The organism is Pseudodesulfovibrio sp. 7M6 (assembly GCF_050058625.1).
Taxonomy (GTDB): domain Bacteria; phylum Desulfobacterota; class Desulfovibrionia; order Desulfovibrionales; family Desulfovibrionaceae; genus Pseudodesulfovibrio; species Pseudodesulfovibrio salinus.
In genome coordinates this window covers 2,193,989-2,211,724 of record NZ_CP188816.1, presented here as the reverse complement: position 1 = coordinate 2,211,724, position 17,736 = coordinate 2,193,989, and the positions used below count along the sequence as shown (strand labels likewise).

Sequence of the window (17,736 nt, the reverse complement as noted above, 5' to 3'; positions counted from 1 at the left end):
GAGAAATAAAAGGCCGAAGCGTGCGATGTAACGCTTCGGCCTTGTTTTTTTTGGGGGGGAGTGCCTCAGGGCAGCTTCAACTCGAAATCCAGTTGCCGTTGCCGTTTGGCCAGGATGATGTTGGCGTGGCTCGGTTTGAACATATCCGGATTTGGTCCCAGGACGCGAATGATGTACTGGTCCATGGGCAGTTTGTCCGCCATATAGACACCTTGTTTGTTGGTCATGACAGTGCGTGTCGTGTAGGTGGCGTTTCCCGTCAGGGAGACCTGTGCGCCGATGACCGGTAGCCCCGCGCATTTCACGGTTCCGTACAGGACGTGGGTGCCTTTCCTGGCCGCAGTGGCTGTGGCGAAAAGCAATACCAGAATGATGGCGAGAGTAGATCTCTTGAGCATGGTCCCCTCCTGCGGATGGTAAATAACATACCCGCTTTGGAACACAAAGAAAAGGGGAGGGGCCGTATTGCCTCTGTTCCGGTTTTCGTCCGGTTTGATCTATGCTAGGATCAAACCATAATCTGATACCTCTGGAGGTGGAAAATGGACAAGTGGGAATGCCCTTGTGGTTATGTCTACGACCCGGCAGAAGGCGATCCGGACAATAATATTCCTATAGGGACGGCCTTCGAAGACCTGCCCGATGATTGGGTCTGCCCCAAGTGCGGCGCGGAGAAGGAATACTTCGAGAAAGTGTAGGAACCAAGCCCCCCGAAAACGGGGGCTTTCTTGTTGCGCTTTGCGTGGAGTTTTGAAGATAAGGGCAATATCAACAAAAAAATGGGGTGCAGGGGTGCGAGCCCCTGCCCGCCGGAGGCGAAATCCGACGTCCATACCGCCAAAGGCGGCTTCCATTCCGTCTTTCTTTTCTAAAGAAAAATCACCCTAAATCTGCGTACGTGGTTTCCCGGTCCTGTTGCCGCCTGCGTTCGCACCACCACCAGGCGGAGAGTCCGGCGGCGAGCCAGATGGCCGCGCCGGTGAGGCCGGAACCGCCACCGAGCACCGGGTTTACATTCGGGAAGAGCCAGGGCCAGATGCCGAATCCCTGGGCGTTGACCGCGCCGTGGATGAATCCTGCCAGCAGGGCGGAGCGGAAGTGGAGCGTCATTTCGCCTAGGAAAATGCCGAAGGCCGTGCATAGGATGCACATCATGATGACGCCGGAAAACGGATGGCCGGGGTAGTCGAATCCGGCCAGAATAAGCGGTGCGTGCCATAGCCCCCAGATGATGCCGAGGACAAGGTAGGCCCGGGATTTGCCCAGTGGAAGCAGGCGGGGGAGCAGGAAGCCGCGCCAGCCGAGTTCCTCGCCCAGGCCGAAGGCGAAGTTGACTATCGGACCCACCAGTGCGGACATGGGCAGCATGACCTTGAAGACGTCATCGGATGAGATGCCCTGTGAGCCGGTTGCCGAGGTAAGCGTGGTCAGCGTCGGGTCCGGGCTGCCGAGGCCCAGTCCCCAGGTAAGGCCGTACATGGCCGCGAAAAGCAACGGGACGACAGGGATCATCAATACCCACGGCCCAGCCGAACCGAAGCGCAGAAGCAGGCTTTCCCGCAACTCCCGCCAGGAGTTTCGTTCCACGAATTTTGCCGTAATCAGGGCGGCCAGCCCGGGAATCCACATCACGCCCAGCAACAGCAGGGTCGGGCCGGAGCGGAGTACCGGATCATCAAAGCGCAGCCCGCCCGATATGAGCGCGCCCTCCAGAGCGAAAGTCGCGGCGAATGTCAGGCCGAGATAGACGAGAACAGAGCGTGTTTTCAGGGATTCGGTCATGGCCGCACGCTACGCGAGGTCACGATTTTCGTCCACTTCCGGGAGGTGCGGGCCAGTGTCAGATGTTGTCCACCAGCAGCGGTTCACCCTTTTCAGGTGCCAGGCGCAGAGTTACGGCGTCCTTGGAGCAGGATTCCACGCACACGCCGCATCCCATGCATTTGTCCTCATTGATTACGGCGTGCTTGTCGCGGAAGCTGATCGCCTTGAACTGGCACTTGGCGGCACAGGTGCCGCAGGAGGTGCACTTGTCCTCGTCCACCACGGCCAGATAGCCGGAGGAGCAAAGCATGTCGCAGCCCATGCGCTGGGCCATCATAGCTCCACAGCAGCAGGAGCAGCAGTTGCAGATGGCGTAGAACCGTTCGAGCATGACGTCCTTGAAAAAGGCGTGGGAAACATGGCCCCGCGCATTTTCGGCCCTGATGATGCGGACGGCCTCGTCCGCGTCTATCTGGCGCGCTTTGTCTGGATGGTGGTCCAGCATCATCTGGGCGATGGGGTCCCCGATGATCAGACAGACATCCAACGGCAGGCACGGGTTCTTCATGCCGGAGCGGCAGGGACATTCAATAACCACGATGTGTTCCGGATTGGCGAGAACAATCTGGCGGGCGCGGGTGAAAGGCAGGATTTGCTCGGAGACTTCGGTGTTCACCGGGCGGTTGATTTTGACCAGCTTGGTCATTTCGGGGAGCGGCATTGGCTTGCCGTGGTAGTTGTCGCCCCAGGCCGGTTTCTTCTGGTTGGGATCGCCGAGCCGGCAATCCTCGTTGGGCTTGAACGGGGTCATGTGGTTGACCACCAGGACCAGCGGAGCCCAGAGCCAGCGCCACCAGGGATTCTTGTCTCCGGCAAGGCCTATGTAATTGTAGCACCAGCGGATGTAGACGTAGCCGTGGATGAATTGCAAAAGCGACATGCCGCGCTTGCGGCTGGCGCGGTAAAACTCACGAGTGGATTCTTTGACAAAGGGCAGTTTCATGGCGGTATTCTGCTCTTGTTTTGTTTTTTTGAAAGGGTGCACCGGACATGGCCCGAAAGTCAATGGACTTTATGGTCGTCTCATGGCATTGCCCTTGGGTCGATCAAGAGAAAAATATGTTCAAAATCATACTGTACGGCGTTCTCGCCAGCCTGTTCTTCAGTTCCACTTTTGTCCTCAACCGGTCCATGAGCCTGGATGGCGGCCACTGGGTGTGGTCCGCCAGTCTGCGTTATTTCTGGATGCTTCTGTTTCTGGTCCTGTGGCTTGCGGCCACGGGCAAACGGAAGTTGCTGGCCGAAACATTCCGGCTGTACCGCCGTCACATCTGGTTCTGGACCATTGCAGGAAGCGTCGGCTTCGGCGTGTTCTACGGGCTGCTGTCATTTGCCTCGGACTACACTCCCGGCTGGGTTGTGGCGGCCACGTGGCAGCTGACCATTCTGGCCGCGCCGCTGGTTCTGCTGGGATTCGGGCGACGAGTGCCGCTGCGGGCCATAGCGCTGACCCTTGTCATTTTCGTGGGGGTTGTGCTGGTCAATGTGGAGCAGGCGTCGGTGGGCGACCTTTCGACCACCTTGTGGGGCGCGTTACCCGTGCTGGTGGCGGCCTTTGCCTATCCGCTGGGGAACCAGATGGTCTGGGAAGCGCGGCAGGGGGAGCACCGGCTCATTCCGCACATCAATCATCCGGCCATGGACGACGCCTTCGGCCGGGTGCTGTTGCTGACGCTGGGGTCGCTGCCGCTCTGGATCGTGTTGATTCTGGTCGTGGAACCGCCCATGCCGTCTACCGGACAGCTGGTGCAGACGGCTATTGTGGCCGCCTGTTCAGGCGTGATTGCCACGTCGCTGTTTCTCTATGCCCGGCACCGGGCGCGCAATGCCGCCGAGCTGGCGGCGGCGGACTGCACACAGTCCATGGAAGTGGTTTTTTCACTGGCCGGGGAGGCGTTGCTGCTCGGCCATGTCCTGCCAGGCCCGCTCGGCTGGACCGGCATGGCGCTGACCATGCTCGGGCTGATGCTGTACGTTCGGGTACAGACGCGCGGCTGACGGGCATTCCGCTGGCTGCGTTAGCTGTCGGATTCGGCTTCCTTCTTCGGCAAACGGTCCAGCAGTACCTGGGCCATGAACCGCTGCGAGTGATAGAAGGAAAAGAATTTCATCAGCATCTGTAGCGTAAACCGGCGCGTCACACCCTGCATACGCAAATCTTCCAGCTTTTTATTGGCCTGATCCAGGGCCCAGGCCAGGCGGTCGCCTTCCGGAATTTCGCCACGTCCTATGACCGTCAGGGCATCCTGAATGGCAGAGGTCAGGGTGCGCAGCTCCGTATCCATAATGATTTCGTATCGTTTGCCCTGAGGATCATTCAGGGAGTGGAGCATGGCCCGAAGGTGCGGGGTGCAGCTCTCCAGAATTTGCATCTGGCGGTTCAGCGAGCGGGTATCGTCGCGATACAGCAGCCGTTCGTGGCGGATGACGCCCCGGTACAGTTCGCGGTTGGAGGCCATGTCGTTCACAAAGTCATCCAGCCGGTCCGCCGGGACTGAGGATTGAAGCTTGAGGAAGCCTTCGATCAGCTCGCCATAAATTGTGGCCATGCTTGTGAACTGGCGTTGCAGACGCATACGCAGCGCCTCACCCGCGCGCTGGGGCCACAGGGTGATGCTGACCAGAAAGGCGCAGGTCACACCAACGGCGATTTCCAGGACGCGCTCCATTCCGTACATGAGTCGGCCGGGTTCCCCCATGCTGGCCAGGAACACGATGGTCGTGGTGATGGCTGCCATTTTGTATCGGGAGTTGTACCGGGTCATGTACGCGCAGAACGCGATGGACAGGAACTGGGCCAGCAGGGTCATGGGCTGATTGTCCGGGAACACCAGTATGGCAATGGCGGCAATGACCGCGCCTACGGCGGTGCCCGAAAAACGGTACCAGCACATGCGGATGGAGTCCGCCACCGACATTTGCATGACGATGACGGCGGACAGGGATGCCCAGTAGGCAAACGGGAAATTCAGTGCCTCGGCGACAACATAGGCCAGGACCGAAGCAAGGCCCGTCTTGATGCCGTGCCGGATATGGGATCTGGTAGAATTAAAATCGATTTCTTTCATAGTCACTTCCGCCGTGGCTTTTGCCGACATTCGGACCGGATGGCAAGGGAAAAGAAGGCACCCAAAAAATCGATTCCCTGCAGGCGAGTCGTTTCTAGTGAGAAAAATTATTCTTAGTGGATTGAAATATTGCGGGAAAGTTGAGAATCGGAACCGCAAAAATGCAGCTTATATTTTTTAAAAAATATAACGCATCAGCAAAGATTTTGTACGACAATCGGACAATATGCCATTCTGTTTCCTGGATGGGACAAAGGAGATTTCAGGCAAATACAGGAGCACTGCAGCGTCTGGGCGCGGGGCTGCGTCTCGTCAGTTCGTGTGCCAAACTGCATGAAATTCCCTGGCGGGGCTGAATTGAAGCTCCATGAGAAGGAGAAATAAAAAGGGGAATGCGGTTTTCCGCATCCCCCTTGGGTGTCTTGAATTGGCCTGTGACTAGTCGGCCTTTTTCTTCTTGCCTTCCGTGCGGTGGCGGACCAGGGCGGAGAGCTCGGTCTTGCGCAGACGGACGTTGAGAGGGGTGACTTCCACTTCCTCGTCGTCCTTGATGAAGTTGATGGCGTACTCCAGGGTCATGGGCTTGACCGGCGTCAGGGTGACGGCTTCGTCCTTGCCCGAGGCGCGCATGTTGGTCAGCTTCTTTTCCTTGGCCGGGTTGATGTTGATGTCGTTTTCGCGGTTGTGTTCGCCGACGACCATACCTTCATAGATGGCGTCGCCGGGCACGATGAACATGCGGCCGCGCGGCTCCAGGTTGAAAATACCGTAGGCAACGCCTTTGCCCGCGCGGTCGGCCACCAGAGAGCCTGTGTGACGGGAAACGAAGTCGCCCCGGTACTCGCCATAGCCCTCCAGATAGGAGTTCATGATGCCGGTACCCTTGGTGTCGGTCAGGAATTCATCACGGTAGCCGATGAGGGAGCGGGACGGCACTGAGAACTCAAGGCGCACGCGGCCCGTGCCGTTGTTGACCATATTGCTCATGCGGCCTTTGCGGATCTGGATCTTTTCGGTGACAACGCCCATGTAATCTTCGTCGCAGTCAATGAAGAGGTGCTCGATGGGCTCCATCTTCTTGCCGTTTTCTTCCTTCATGATGACCTGGGGACGGCCGACGGAAAGCTCGAAACCTTCGCGGCGCATCTGCTCGACCAGAATGGCCATCTGGAATTCGCCGCGTCCCTTGACCAGGAACGCGTCGCGGCTTTCGGTCTCCTCAACCTGAATGGCCACGTTGAGCAGGGTCTCGCGCTGGAGCCGCTCGCGAATCTTGTTGGACTGGATCAGCTTGCCCTCCTGGCCTGCCAGGGGGGAGGTGTTGATGCCGAAGCGCATGGCCACGGTGGGCTCGTCAACGGTGATGCGCGGCAAACGGCTCGGAGCGTCCTTGGTGCAGATGGTGTCGCCGATATGCACGTCCTCGATGCCAGCCACAACGACGATGTCGCCGGGCTCGCAGGTCTCGGTGGGGACCAGCTTGAGGCCGTCGTAGGTCTGCAGCTTGGTGACCTTCAGCGAGACTTCACGGTTTTCGGCGGCCAGGCAGACAAGCTGGTCATTGGATTTTGCCGTGCCGTGGTGCACCTTGCCGATGGCCAGGCGACCCAGGTAGTCGGAATAGGAAAGATCGGAGACCAGCATCTGGAAGGGCTCCTCGGTGTCGTGAGACGGACCGGGGACCTTTTCCAGGATCATGTCGAGCAGGATGTGCAGGTTCTCGCCGCGTTCGTCCGGAGACTCCATGGCGATGCCGTCGCGGCCGATGGCGTAGAGCAGGGGGAAGTCCAGCTGTTCTTCGCTGGCGTCCAGGTCAATGAACAGGTCGTAGATTTCGTTGAGCACTTCGTCGGGACGCGCATCCTGACGGTCAACCTTGTTGATGACCACCATCAGGGCCAGTCCGCGCTCCAGGGCTTTCTTGAGCACGAAACGGGTCTGGGGCAGGGGGCCTTCGGAGGCGTCTACCAGCAGGATGGCGCCGTCGGCCATGGAGAGGGAACGCTCCACTTCGCCGCCGAAGTCGGCGTGGCCGGGAGTGTCGATGATGTTGATCTTTACGCCTTTCCAGGAGACGGAGCAGTTCTTGGCGGCAATGGTGATACCGCGCTCACGTTCCAGGTCCATGGAATCCATGACACGATCACTCACTTCCTGACCTTCGCGGAACGTTCCGGATTGCTTGAACATTCCGTCCACCAGTGTAGTCTTGCCATGGTCGACGTGGGCTATAATGGCGATATTGCGAAGCTTCTCGTTGATGATCTGGTTACTCATGGTATTCCCCGTAAATATAGTAATGGGCGCGGTTGCGCAGGGGACGGGTTAACCGAAAGCTTGCCGGGACGCAAGCGTATTATGCGTGACGATTTAAATCATCATTTCACTTCTTCGGATTTTAGGCTAGGAATTACGCATCGACACGCATCTTAACCCGCGCATACCAATGGAGTAATTTTGATGTCTTCCGATACGCCTTCGACTTCAAAGATTGTGTCCACCGCGCTTGTGCTCACCGGGTATATGGTGGGAGCGGGAATTCTCGCCCTGCCGGTCAATCTCGGCCCCTCCGGCTTTCTCCCCGCTTTGGGCGGGGCGCTCGCCGTCTGGGCCGTCATGACCACCACCGGACTGGTCCTTTCACGGCAGCCGTTCCTGATGGAAAATAAGGATGCGGATATGCCATCGCTCTTTGAATACGTGCTGGGGCGCACCGGCAAATGGATCAGCGTGGCTGCAAACCTGTTGATCCTTTACGGATTGCTCACCGCCTATCTGGCCGGTGTGGCGACGGTGGCTGTCGATTCCTTCCATATCGCCCTGCCGGAGTGGGCCGTCATTCTCATCTATTTCTGCATCATCACCCTGTTGGCCAGTCTTGGCGATGCCGTGCTCCAACGGGGCAACGCCATTTTGATGGTGTTAATGTGGGCGCTCTTTGCGGCATTGCTGGTACTGGTCGTACCGCATTTTGAGGGGGTGGACCTGGGGGCGGCGGAGATGCCCTTTTTTATCTCGGGGTTGCCCATCCTGGTCGTTGCGTTCAATTTTCATAATGTGGTTCCGTCGCTGTGCCATGGCCTGAACCATGACCGGAAGGCCATCACCCAGGCCATCCTGCTGGGCTCCGGTATCGGCTTTGTCATGACGGCCAGCTGGGCCGTGGCTGTGTTTCTTACCCTGCCCGTCTCCGCACCGGACGGAGTTGACCTCATCCACGCCTTTGCCTCCGGCCAGCCCGCCACTGTCCCGCTCAACCACCTCATCCACTCGCGGGTGTTCGTCAACGTGTCCATCGCCTTTTCCGTTGTTGCCATGTCCACCTCCTACATCGGAACCGGAGCCGGGCTGCTGAGTTTTGTCCGGGACGTCATCGGCGAGAAGATGCGCAAGCCGCTTATCATCTGGCTGGTTACCTTCATGCCGCCGCTGCTCGTGGGCGTGTTGTATCCCAACGGCTTCCTCAGCGCCTTGAACGTGGTGGGCGGTCTGGGGATCGGCACCCTGTTCGGCATCCTTCCCGGCATCATGCTCATCAAGCAGAGCGAGCCGGGGTCGCGCAAGCGGATGCTCGGGTGGTTCATTGTCGCCTTTTTCACCGTGGTTCTGTTGGTCGAGTGCGGCCATGAACTCGGTATGCTCAAGATCAGTCCCGATGTGCAGTACTGGTCGCATCATTCTTATGATTTCGGGAAGTAGAACATGAGTGAATATCGAATCGAACACGACAGTCTGGGGGAAGCGCAGGTTCCTGCGGATGCCTATTATGGCGTCCAGACCCTGCGGGCCAAGGATAACTTTCATATTACCGGCATTCCGCTGGCGCATTATCCACGGCTCATTGAAGCCCTTGCCTACGTCAAGCAGGCCGCTGCGGAGGCCAATGCCTCGCTGGGGCTGCTGGATGAGGAGAAATGCCGGGCCATTGCCCGGGCCTGCGAGGAGTTGCTGGACGGAAAGATGCACGATCAGTTCGTGGTGGATGTCATCCAGGGCGGTGCGGGCACTTCGGCCAACATGAACGCCAACGAGGTCATCTGCAACCGTGCGCTGGAGCTTTTGGGACACGCAAAAGGGGAATATCAGCATCTGCATCCCCTCAACGATGTGAACATGTCCCAGTCCACCAATGATGTGTATCCCTCATCACTGCGCATCGCATTGATACTGGAACTGCACGAACTGATGGACGCCATGCGCCACCTGCGCAAGACCTTTGCCCAGAAGGGCACCGAGTTCGCCGACATCCTCAAGATGGGCCGGACCCAGTTGCAGGATGCCGTGCCCATGACGCTGGGCCAGGAGTTCACGGCCTGGGCCGTGACCGTGGGCGAGGACATTCAGCGAGTGGACGAAGCTGAAGACCTTGTCTACGAGATCAACATGGGCGCCACGGCCATCGGCACCGGGCTGAATTGTCACCCGGACTATGCGCGCACGGTCACGGAAAAGCTGGTTGCTTTGACCACGCTGAACCTCAAGACCTCGCCCGATCTGGTCGAGGCCACCCAGGATACCGGGGCGTATGTCCAGCTTTCCGGCGTGCTCAAGCGGGTGGCCGTGAAGCTTTCCAAGATATGCAACGACCTGCGGCTGCTCTCCAGCGGACCCCGCTGTGGGCTGAACGAGATCAACCTGCCGCCCATGCAGCCGGGTTCCTCCATTATGCCGGGCAAGGTTAATCCGGTCATCCCGGAGGTGGTCAACCAGGTGGCCTTTGCCGTCATCGGGCACGACGTTACGGTGTCCATGGGCTGCGAGGCCGGTCAGCTGGAGCTCAATGTCATGGAGCCGGTCGTGGCCTATTCCCTGTTCCAGTCCATCAACATGCTGCGCCGGGCCTGCCTTACCCTTGCGGACAAGTGCGTATCCGGCATCACGGCCAACCGGGAACGGTGCCGTGAGCTGGTGGAGCATTCCATCGGGCTGGTTACGGCGCTGAATCCGTACATCGGCTATGAAAAGGCGGCGGAAATCGCCAAGGAAGCGCTCAAGACCGGCGGATCGGTCTATGAAATCGTTCTGGAGAAGGGGTATCTGACGCGGGAGGAACTGGACGACATCCTCAAGCCGGACAATATGGTCCGGCCGAGGTATGTCTGTCGCAGCTGATCTGTTTATTGATAATGGTTGAGGATGGCGGCCAGTCTGCCATCCTTTTTCATTGCAGCCAGCTCCTTGTCGAAGCCGGCTATGAAATCCGTCCATTTGCCGCCTCCGGTAAAGGCGAAGCGGACGGGCGTGTTGTCCACCGTCTTTGGGGAAAAGGACAAATCCTGCCGGGTGATGTCTCCGCGATTGCGGATAACCCATTTGGCCACGGTGGGATTGACCACGGCACACTCCAGTTTGCCGCGCATGACCATGAGCAGCAGGTCCTCCACTGTTGTGGCTCGTACAGCGGTGAATCCCTTGTTGTCTATCAGTTCGGCCAGTTCAGGGTACTTGAAGCCTTCAACCAGCCCGACGGTGTGGCCGCGCAGGTCTTCAGGCGTGCTGTAGTTTATCGGTTTGTCCTTTCGGGATATGACCACGTCCGTAGACTGGCAGATCGGATCGGTCCAAGAGTAGCGTTCCGGTCCAGCGACCCATTCCTGAGCCTTGGGCGCGGCATCCATCCGCCCCTGGCGAACCTGCAACAAGCCGCTGCGTTCCTCGTTTTGTTCTATCCGGCATTGGTAGCCGACGGCTGTGGCTGCGGTGCGGAAGACTTCCAGGAGAATGCCGTCCTGTCCCTGCCGCGCGGGGGAGGCGATGATGAAGGGTTCCCATCCTTTGGGCGGAATCGTTATGGTCACAGCCTTGCCGTCTTCGGCAAGGGCCGGACGGACGGGAAGCAGGACGGTGATGGCGGCAAGCAGGGGGATCAGTAGAAAAAGTGAAGTGTTGCGTATCATATGCACAGTGGGTCTCCTCGGCAGGAGGTATAGCATGACCGTCCCTGAATGGAAAAGAGACTTTATGGGCAGCAGGCTGTGCCGGTCGTGCTTGCCATTTATTGAGACTTTTACTAGGTTTTCTTGAGATAACCGATACCGCTTCGTGCAACCCAAGGAGCACCATGCGCAGACTCATCATGCTGTTGGCCGGGCTGGCCATTCTTTCCATGGCAGGATGCGGATCCATGAATCCGTTTCGTGAGCATGTCTACTCCACACCGCCGACCTCTTCGCCGAGCAGGACTGCCGAATATGCTCCCAGCCGGGACGCCAAGACGCGCCCCTATACCGTCCTGGGCCGAACCTACTATCCGCTCCAGACCGCTGCCGGATACGACGAGGTGGGCTTGGCTTCCTGGTACGGCAGCGATTTTCACGGCAAGAAGACGGCCAACGGCCAGACCTACAACATGTACGGGGTGACAGCTGCGCACAAGACGCTGCCGCTTGGCACCAAGGTGCGGGTTACTCATCTGGGAAATCATCGGAGCGTGATTCTGGTGGTCAACGACCGGGGCCCGTTCGTCTCCGGCAGGATTCTTGATCTGTCATACGGTGCGGCCCGCGAACTCGGTATGCTCAATGAGGGCGTGGCCAAGGTACGCATCTCGGCCATAGGTTCCACTGTCCCGGCAACCATGGTGGCATCGACGTCAGCCACTTCCCGGAGCCAGCAGGCGATCAAGGTCTACTCGGTTCGCGTCGGGGCCTTTGCCGTGCGTTCCAATGCGGAGCGGACCCATCGTCGTCTTGTTTCCGAGGGTTACAAGGACGCCGCCATCGTCATGGAAAACCGTGACGGCCTGACACTGCACATTGTGGTTGCGGGCAGGTTCACCAGCCGGGAAAAGGCCGAGAGCATCCAGCAACGCCTCAAGCGGGCGTTCCCCACCTGTTATATCGTCAGCTAGAAATTGCTGAATAGATAGACGGTACAAGCCGTCTTTCATGACCTGCGCCGAGCGGAAAGTGCTTTTGCATTTCCGGCTCTTTTGCGTTGTTCGGAGGGGAGAGCAGATGGTTTTGGCCAGCTCGCTTCGTACCATTGCACCGGAGTCTTCTTTTGAAGAGGCGTGTCTGGAAAAACGGACGTTGCGTAAGAACTTGTAATCTAGAGATATATTCCAGGTGTGGGCCGGATTAAGCTGGCAAGTGCAAGGCGCAAGAAAAGGGCGCGACCGACGCGTACATCAAATACGCGAGGGTGCGCCCTTTTCGCAGTAACGAAGCTGTTGCCCGTTTCTACTGCTTCAGGTGCCAGACGCCGTTGTCGTCGCGCCAGGCCTTGGCCATAACGGAGTGACCGTCTTCGTCCTTGATGACGATGTCGCGGTATACCTTGTTTTCAGCCATGTAGGGCTGGGACGGAGTGGCCTCGTAGTGCTGGCCGGTATCCGGATTGGTCCACGCAGTGGGTTGTCCGGATTTGTTGTTTTCCAGGGCGGTCTGCACCTTGGCCTCATCACTCTTGTCCCACTCGTTGCCGACGATGTAACCCATGAGAGTTCCAACACCGGCTCCGACAGCCGCTCCAAGCAGCTTGTCCTTGAAGGTCAGCGCGCCGATGGTGGCACCTGCCAGGGCGCCTACGCCCGCTCCCTGCTGCGCATGGTTGGCGCAGCCATACCCGGCGGCCATGAAGCAGACGAGCAGAAGAGAAATAGCAAATTTTTTCATAATAAACCTGCCTGTTGAATGTTACGAGGCCATGATAGCATCATTGAAAGGAATTTGTACAGGATGTGCATATGAGGTTTACATTTATTTTACTAAAGGTCCGGCTCTTGCATGGGTTGGGGAACCCCTGTACACGAAGGGAGGGGTGATCATACTTAGAGGTTCTGCATGAAGCCGTTTCGTAATATTTTATTGGTTCTGCTTGCTTTTTGTCTGTTTTGTGTCCCGGCTCGGGCCGAGCGGCCGAAAAAGGACGTCTTGTTTCTGAATTCCTACCATCAGGGTTATCAGTGGTCCGACTCCATCCTGGAGGGCGTCCGCTCCGTGCTGGACAGCATCGATTACAAGATCGATCTGCAGATAGAGTACATGGATGCCAAAAAGTATAACTATGAAGATGTCACCGGTATGCTCCGGCGGCTCTACCGGGAAAAGTTCGCTCATAAGAAATTCGATGCCATCATTGTCTCGGACAATGATGCCTTTGCATTTGCCTCCCAATATCGCGACGAGCTGTTTCCTGGCGTTCCTCTGATTTTTTGCGGGGTCAACGACTTCAAGGACGAGATGATGGACCAGGGCAACCTTACCGGCGTCGTGGAGAATTTCGATCCACAGTTGACGATGGAAGTTGCGCTGAAGCTGTATCCCAACAAACGGCATATGGTGGTCGTGGGGGATGAGTCGACAGCGGGTGTGACCATCAGGAACCAGGTGCTGTCCGCGGTCCCGGATTTCGGGAACCGGCTGACAGTGGAATCCTGGACCAAGCTTTCCCTGGAGGACACGCTGAAGCGGGTCGAGAAATTGCCGCCGGATGCCTTCCTTTTCTTCATTCCTTACTACCAGACCGTGGGAAGCCGTTTTTATACGGCGGAAGAGGTGATGGAGGAGATCTATAAGCACTCCAGTGTGCCGACCTATACAGCCTGGAGCTTCCTGCTGGGCCATGGAGCGCTCGGCGGCTGGCTCATCTCCGGATCGCAGCATGGACGGCTGGCGGCCGAGATGACCTTGCGCATACTGGGAGGAGAGCCCGCTGCTTCCATCCCGGTAATTCGTGAACCAACCGGTGAATATGCTTTTGATTACAATGTGCTGAGCCGACTCGGCATCGACATGTCCAAGCTGCCTAAGGGTAGCCACATCATCAATACGCCTAAGGCGTTTTATGAACTGCCCAAGGAACTGTTCTGGACCATCATGGTCAGCTTGGTCCTTTTGCTCATCATCATGGTTCTGCTGGTGCTGGCCATGACCGAACGCAGAAAGGTCGAGCTCATGATCAAGGATCAGCTCGCTTTTCAGGAAACGCTGATGGACGCCGTGCCGCAGCTGGTGTCCTGGAAAGACAGGTCCGGCAAATATCTGGGATCGAATCGGGCGTTCACGGACTTCTTCGGGCTGGATCGGCAAAATTCCCCGGCCAAAAAAACATCAAGCGAAATGCTGCCCGACTCCGATTACGCCAAATGGGCCGACGAAGCGGACATGGCTGTCATCCGTAAGGCGGAGGCCTTCCGCAAGGTCCGGCGCGAGCTGCTGGATGCATCGGGACGTACGTCCTGGCTGGAAGTGACCAAGGTGCCCATCCGCGACCGTTCCGCGCGGATCGTCGGTGTGCTGACCACGGCGGAAAATGTGACCAAGGAGCGAGACCTGGAACGGCAACTCCTGCAGTCGCAGAAAATGGAAGCTATCGGTACACTGGCTGGTGGTATAGCGCATGATTTCAACAATATACTTACATCGATCATCAATTCTACGGAATTGGCTGTCGGAGATTTGGACGAAGAGAGTGTTACGCGCAAGGATTTGGATCGCGTGCTCAAGGCGGCAAGGCGGGGTGGCCGTGTGGTCAACCAGATTTTGGCTTTCAGCCGTCCTTCCACGGAGGGCTTTCGCAATACTGATGTGGGCGCTGTAGTTACCGAGGCTATGGGCCTTGTGGAGGCATCCATGCCGAGCAATATCAGGATTCGGCTCAATGTCGCTCCGGCGCTGTCATATGTCTTTGCAGACCCGACCCAGCTGCATCAGGTGGCAATGAATCTGTGCACCAACGCCTTTCATGCCCTGCGGGAAAAAGGGGGGATCATTGAGGCGTGCGTGGACCGGGCCGACCTTGGCGAAGACGACGCTTTCGCCATGGGGGTGACGCCGGGCGAATATGTGCGTATGACTATTGAAGACAACGGGCCGGGCATTGATCCCAAAATATTGGACAAGATTTTCGATCCATTCTTTTCCACCAAGGACAAGACCGAAGGGACCGGACTGGGGCTGGCCGTGGTGCACGGCATTGTCCGCAGCCATCGCGGTGGTTTGCAGGTGCTCCAGCGCCCCGGCGGCGGCACGATCTTCGAAATATACCTTCCCAGAGCGGATAAGGGCGGTGTGGATACGGACCGGGTTCGTCTTGGTTTTCCCACAGGGCAGCGTATTTTGTTTGTGGAAGACGACGAGGACCAGCTGTACACGACACCGCGTCTGCTCAGGGTCATGGGGCAACGGGTCACTGCCATCGGCGATCCCGAAGAGGCGGCCCAGCTGGTGGCTGAAGACCCCACAGCTTTTGACCTGATAATCTCGGATTACGACATGCCGGGACTGAGCGGGACCGAGTTGGCCGCAAGGGTTTCCCTGGTGGCACCGGACCTGCCAATCATCCTCATTTCCGGGCGGGAGGACGCCATGGCGGCGGCCGTAGGGTTGCCCGGCATCCGGCAGGTGATTATCAAACCCTATGACAAGGACGATTTGGGGGACGCCATCGGCGCCGTGCTTGGCATGCGGTAGAGGAAAAACGGGAGAGCAGCTATGGCGAACATATTGATTCTGGATGATGATTTTGAAATCTGCGAGACCATGGAGAGCCTGATTACAAGGCTGACCCATACTTGCGATCAGGCGCATACCCTGGATGAAGGCCTCCGGCTGGCGCGCGAGAATTCATACGATGTAATCTTTCTCGACGTTCGCCTGCCGGATGGCAACGGGTTGGATATTCTGTCCGACCTCATGAACCTGCCGGAATCTCCCGAAGTCATCATTCTGACCGGACGGGGAGACCCGGACGGTGCGGAATTGGCCATCAAGGGCGGCGTGTGGGATTATCTGGTCAAGCCGTCCAGTGTACGCGAGATATCCCTGACCCTGGGGCGCGCGCTTAAATATCATGATGAAAAGGCGGGCAAGGCGGCCATCGAATCCCTGGATTTGTCCCAGGTTGTCGGCAACAGCATGTCCATGAAAGCGAGTTTCAAGCTGCTGGCCCAGGCTGCCAGATCGGCCACCAATGTGCTGATTACCGGAGCCACCGGCACGGGAAAGGAGCTTTTCGCTTCCACCATTCACGCCAATTCGAAACGGCGGAATGGTCGGTTTGTGGTGGTGGATTGCGCCGGACTGGCCGAGACGCTGGTCGAGTCCACGCTCTTTGGGCATAGAAAGGGGGCTTTCACCAGCGCGTTGGCGGACCGGATCGGCCTTGTCAAGCTGGCGGACGGCGGAACGCTTTTTCTGGATGAAGTGGGCGAATTGCCGCTCTCCATCCAGAAAACGTTTCTGCGCGTATTGCAGGAGCGCACATTCCGGCCTGTAGGTGATACCCGAGAGCTGACCAGCGACTTCCGATTGGTGGCCGCAACCAATAGAGACCTTGACAAAATGGTCGAGAAGGGCGAGTTCCGCTCGGACCTGCTCTTTCGAATCAAGACCATGCGCATCCATCTGCCGCCCCTTGCGGACAGGCCGGACGACATCCGTGCCCTGGCTGAGTATCGGGTAAAGCGGCTGTGCGAGAAGTACGGCATGGAGGAAAAGGCCTTCGGTTCGGACTTCTTTTCCACGTTGAGGAGTTACAATTGGCCCGGTAACGTCCGGGAACTCTTCAATATTTTGGAGCGCGCCGTCATTGCTTCGGGCAACGAGAAGACGCTGTACAGTATGCATCTCTCCCGTTCTCTGCGCATCCAGGTGGCGAAGTCGCAGATCAAGAGCATGACCGGCTCCGAGGTCACGGGCGATGGCGGACCGGAGACGGGCAGGGGGGTCCGCAAAATCGGACAGGAGATCTTTGAAGACATCTTTGACAGGGATTTGCCCACGCTGAGGGAATTTAAAGGGGTTGCGGAAAAAGTCTATTTAGGCGAACTCATCCGTCAGTGTGAAGGACAGTTGAATCGGATTCTTGAGGTTTCTCAATTGTCGAGGTCGCATTTGTATTCCCTGTTGAAGAAATATGACCTCTCACTTTGATACAGTTTTGTCGATTCTGCATCACTTGTGGCTGAAGTGTGATCGGAATCCGGTTTTGGACTCCAGAATAGGTTTCAGTCTGGAGGGAAAATACGGATTTTTTGAATAGGGGGCTCATTTTTGACTTCCTTTCAATTCGTCATGCGTGTATGCAGGGGAATACTTTTCGTGTTCTAAGGGACGTTGATCGTTTCATACAACAATAGGAGAAAAACACATGACCAAAGCAGAACTCGTTGCCAAGATCGCAGAGAAAAACGGCACCTCCAAGGCTCAGGCCGAGGCGTCCATGAATGCCATCCTGGATATCATCAAGGATGAGCTGGCGGCTGGCAACAAGCTGACCCTGACCGGCTTCGGCACTTTCAGCGTGAGTGCTCGCAAGGCCCGCACCGGCCGCAACCCCCGCACCGGTGATGAGATCAAGATCCCGGCCTGCAAGGTTGCCCAGTTCAAGCCCGGAAAGGTTCTGAAGGACGCTATCAAGTAGATTCGTCTTCAGGAATAGGTCACAAAGGCCCTTCCGCATTGCGGTAGGGCCTTTCCTATTTTGAGCCTTTTGTGGAGGGACTATTACATTAGTTATATAATGCTCCCTCCATCCATCCTTCTGTGCACATCAATCAAACTCCGTATTTTGGGACAGAAAATAATGTGTCTGAAATTTCAGACACGGTTTTTTTTGATAGAAAACAAAAAGATTTTCGAAAATTCCCACATGGCGGGGTCTTGGTCGCTATTTTGTTCCGTTCCATTCATATTTGTAGTCTTGTTTTTCGGACTGGGACAGGCCGTAACTTTGGTTACGGAATTGCGTCTGAGGTGTCATTTGGCTGAAATTATTGTATAAACGCCAATCGTGTGCTTTTGGCACGATTGTTGAGTCTATGGAGACGGTTGCCTCGGCTTCCCAGTCCTTTGTGGCGGTGAAAACCGAGTGGAACCGGATTTTTGAGTATCAACCGAAT

Annotated in this window: 15 protein-coding genes; 8 read left to right on the top strand and 7 right to left on the bottom strand. The window is 57.2% G+C overall.

Annotated features, from left to right (window positions below; translation table 11 throughout):
• Window positions 1–65 precede the first annotated feature (65 nt).
• Window positions 66–398, bottom strand: a complete 333-nt coding sequence (locus tag ACI0FG_RS10525) for a carboxypeptidase-like regulatory domain-containing protein (RefSeq protein WP_419784946.1) — start codon at window positions 396–398, stop codon at window positions 66–68.
• Between the two features lie 144 nt (window positions 399–542).
• Between ACI0FG_RS10525 and ACI0FG_RS10520 the strand changes: the two genes are divergently transcribed.
• Window positions 543–698, top strand: coding sequence for a rubredoxin (locus ACI0FG_RS10520; RefSeq protein ID WP_419784945.1), 156 nt, complete (start codon window positions 543–545; stop codon window positions 696–698).
• Window positions 699–879: 181 nt separating this feature from the next.
• Here ACI0FG_RS10520 and ACI0FG_RS10515 read toward each other — a convergent pair whose 3' ends face one another.
• Both ACI0FG_RS10515 and ACI0FG_RS10510 read right to left on the bottom strand, forming a co-directional pair.
• Window positions 880–1,782, bottom strand: a complete 903-nt coding sequence (locus tag ACI0FG_RS10515; protein ID WP_419784944.1) for a CPBP family intramembrane glutamic endopeptidase — start codon at window positions 1,780–1,782, stop codon at window positions 880–882.
• A 58-nt stretch (window positions 1,783–1,840) separates the two neighbouring features.
• Complete coding sequence (locus tag ACI0FG_RS10510) at window positions 1,841–2,767, bottom strand: DUF362 domain-containing protein (protein WP_419784943.1); 927 nt, start codon at window positions 2,765–2,767, stop codon at window positions 1,841–1,843.
• 116 nt (window positions 2,768–2,883) lie between these two features.
• On the opposite strand from ACI0FG_RS10510, the gene ACI0FG_RS10505 reads away from it, so the two are divergent.
• Entirely contained in the window at window positions 2,884–3,822 is a 939-nt protein-coding gene (locus ACI0FG_RS10505; protein ID WP_419784942.1) for a DMT family transporter, read from the top strand.
• Window positions 3,823–3,842: 20 nt separating this feature from the next.
• Here the strand turns inward: ACI0FG_RS10505 and ACI0FG_RS10500 are convergent, their stop codons facing one another.
• Both ACI0FG_RS10500 and typA read right to left on the bottom strand, forming a co-directional pair.
• Window positions 3,843–4,892, bottom strand: a complete 1,050-nt coding sequence (locus ACI0FG_RS10500) for an FUSC family protein (protein ID WP_419784941.1) — start codon at window positions 4,890–4,892, stop codon at window positions 3,843–3,845.
• Window positions 4,893–5,330: 438 nt separating this feature from the next.
• The gene (gene typA, locus ACI0FG_RS10495; RefSeq protein WP_419784940.1) at window positions 5,331–7,169 is read right to left on the bottom strand and encodes a translational GTPase TypA; all 1,839 of its coding nucleotides are present in this window, start codon (window positions 7,167–7,169) and stop codon (window positions 5,331–5,333) included.
• A 183-nt stretch (window positions 7,170–7,352) separates the two neighbouring features.
• On the opposite strand from typA, the gene ACI0FG_RS10490 reads away from it, so the two are divergent.
• Window positions 7,353–8,591 carry an aromatic amino acid transport family protein gene (locus tag ACI0FG_RS10490; protein WP_419784939.1) on the top strand — a complete coding sequence of 413 codons (1,239 nt, stop codon included), beginning with the start codon at window positions 7,353–7,355 and terminating at the stop codon, window positions 8,589–8,591.
• Window positions 8,592–8,594: 3 nt separating this feature from the next.
• Complete coding sequence (gene aspA / locus ACI0FG_RS10485) at window positions 8,595–10,004, top strand: aspartate ammonia-lyase (RefSeq protein ID WP_419784938.1); 1,410 nt, start codon at window positions 8,595–8,597, stop codon at window positions 10,002–10,004.
• 5 nt (window positions 10,005–10,009) lie between these two features.
• Here the strand turns inward: aspA and ACI0FG_RS10480 are convergent, their stop codons facing one another.
• Window positions 10,010–10,789, bottom strand: a complete 780-nt coding sequence (locus ACI0FG_RS10480; RefSeq protein ID WP_419784937.1) for a substrate-binding periplasmic protein — start codon at window positions 10,787–10,789, stop codon at window positions 10,010–10,012.
• A gap of 164 nt (window positions 10,790–10,953) precedes the next feature.
• Here ACI0FG_RS10480 and ACI0FG_RS10475 point away from each other — a divergent pair, with 164 nt between their 5' ends.
• Window positions 10,954–11,742 carry a septal ring lytic transglycosylase RlpA family protein gene (locus ACI0FG_RS10475; protein ID WP_419784936.1) on the top strand — a complete coding sequence of 263 codons (789 nt, stop codon included), beginning with the start codon at window positions 10,954–10,956 and terminating at the stop codon, window positions 11,740–11,742.
• Between the two features lie 331 nt (window positions 11,743–12,073).
• Here the strand turns inward: ACI0FG_RS10475 and ACI0FG_RS10470 are convergent, their stop codons facing one another.
• Window positions 12,074–12,508 (bottom strand): glycine zipper domain-containing protein, encoded by a 435-nt coding sequence (locus ACI0FG_RS10470; RefSeq protein WP_419784935.1) that lies wholly within the window; start codon window positions 12,506–12,508, stop codon window positions 12,074–12,076.
• Between the two features lie 168 nt (window positions 12,509–12,676).
• Between ACI0FG_RS10470 and ACI0FG_RS10465 the strand changes: the two genes are divergently transcribed.
• The 3 genes from ACI0FG_RS10465 to ACI0FG_RS10455 all read left to right on the top strand — a co-directional run bounded on the left by ACI0FG_RS10465 (window position 12,677) and on the right by ACI0FG_RS10455 (window position 17,258).
• A complete protein-coding gene (locus ACI0FG_RS10465; protein WP_419784934.1) occupies window positions 12,677–15,307 on the top strand; it encodes a hybrid sensor histidine kinase/response regulator in 2,631 nt (876 codons plus the stop codon).
• A 21-nt stretch (window positions 15,308–15,328) separates the two neighbouring features.
• Window positions 15,329–16,768, top strand: coding sequence for a sigma-54-dependent transcriptional regulator (locus tag ACI0FG_RS10460; protein WP_419784933.1), 1,440 nt, complete (start codon window positions 15,329–15,331; stop codon window positions 16,766–16,768).
• A 217-nt stretch (window positions 16,769–16,985) separates the two neighbouring features.
• Window positions 16,986–17,258 (top strand): HU family DNA-binding protein, encoded by a 273-nt coding sequence (locus ACI0FG_RS10455; RefSeq protein ID WP_419784932.1) that lies wholly within the window; start codon window positions 16,986–16,988, stop codon window positions 17,256–17,258.
• Window positions 17,259–17,736 lie beyond the last annotated feature (478 nt).

Coding starts and splice junctions, on each gene's coding strand:
- ACI0FG_RS10525 (WP_419784946.1), bottom strand. CDS start 398: ATGCTCAAGAGATCTACTCTCGCCATCATTCTGGTATTGCTTTTCGCC.
- ACI0FG_RS10520 (WP_419784945.1), top strand. CDS start 543: ATGGACAAGTGGGAATGCCCTTGTGGTTATGTCTACGACCCGGCAGAA.
- ACI0FG_RS10515 (WP_419784944.1), bottom strand. CDS start 1,782: ATGACCGAATCCCTGAAAACACGCTCTGTTCTCGTCTATCTCGGCCTG.
- ACI0FG_RS10510 (WP_419784943.1), bottom strand. CDS start 2,767: ATGAAACTGCCCTTTGTCAAAGAATCCACTCGTGAGTTTTACCGCGCC.
- ACI0FG_RS10505 (WP_419784942.1), top strand. CDS start 2,884: ATGTTCAAAATCATACTGTACGGCGTTCTCGCCAGCCTGTTCTTCAGT.
- ACI0FG_RS10500 (WP_419784941.1), bottom strand. CDS start 4,892: ATGAAAGAAATCGATTTTAATTCTACCAGATCCCATATCCGGCACGGC.
- typA (WP_419784940.1), bottom strand. CDS start 7,169: ATGAGTAACCAGATCATCAACGAGAAGCTTCGCAATATCGCCATTATA.
- ACI0FG_RS10490 (WP_419784939.1), top strand. CDS start 7,353: ATGTCTTCCGATACGCCTTCGACTTCAAAGATTGTGTCCACCGCGCTT.
- aspA (WP_419784938.1), top strand. CDS start 8,595: ATGAGTGAATATCGAATCGAACACGACAGTCTGGGGGAAGCGCAGGTT.
- ACI0FG_RS10480 (WP_419784937.1), bottom strand. CDS start 10,789: ATGATACGCAACACTTCACTTTTTCTACTGATCCCCCTGCTTGCCGCC.
- ACI0FG_RS10475 (WP_419784936.1), top strand. CDS start 10,954: ATGCGCAGACTCATCATGCTGTTGGCCGGGCTGGCCATTCTTTCCATG.
- ACI0FG_RS10470 (WP_419784935.1), bottom strand. CDS start 12,508: ATGAAAAAATTTGCTATTTCTCTTCTGCTCGTCTGCTTCATGGCCGCC.
- ACI0FG_RS10465 (WP_419784934.1), top strand. CDS start 12,677: ATGAAGCCGTTTCGTAATATTTTATTGGTTCTGCTTGCTTTTTGTCTG.
- ACI0FG_RS10460 (WP_419784933.1), top strand. CDS start 15,329: ATGGCGAACATATTGATTCTGGATGATGATTTTGAAATCTGCGAGACC.
- ACI0FG_RS10455 (WP_419784932.1), top strand. CDS start 16,986: ATGACCAAAGCAGAACTCGTTGCCAAGATCGCAGAGAAAAACGGCACC.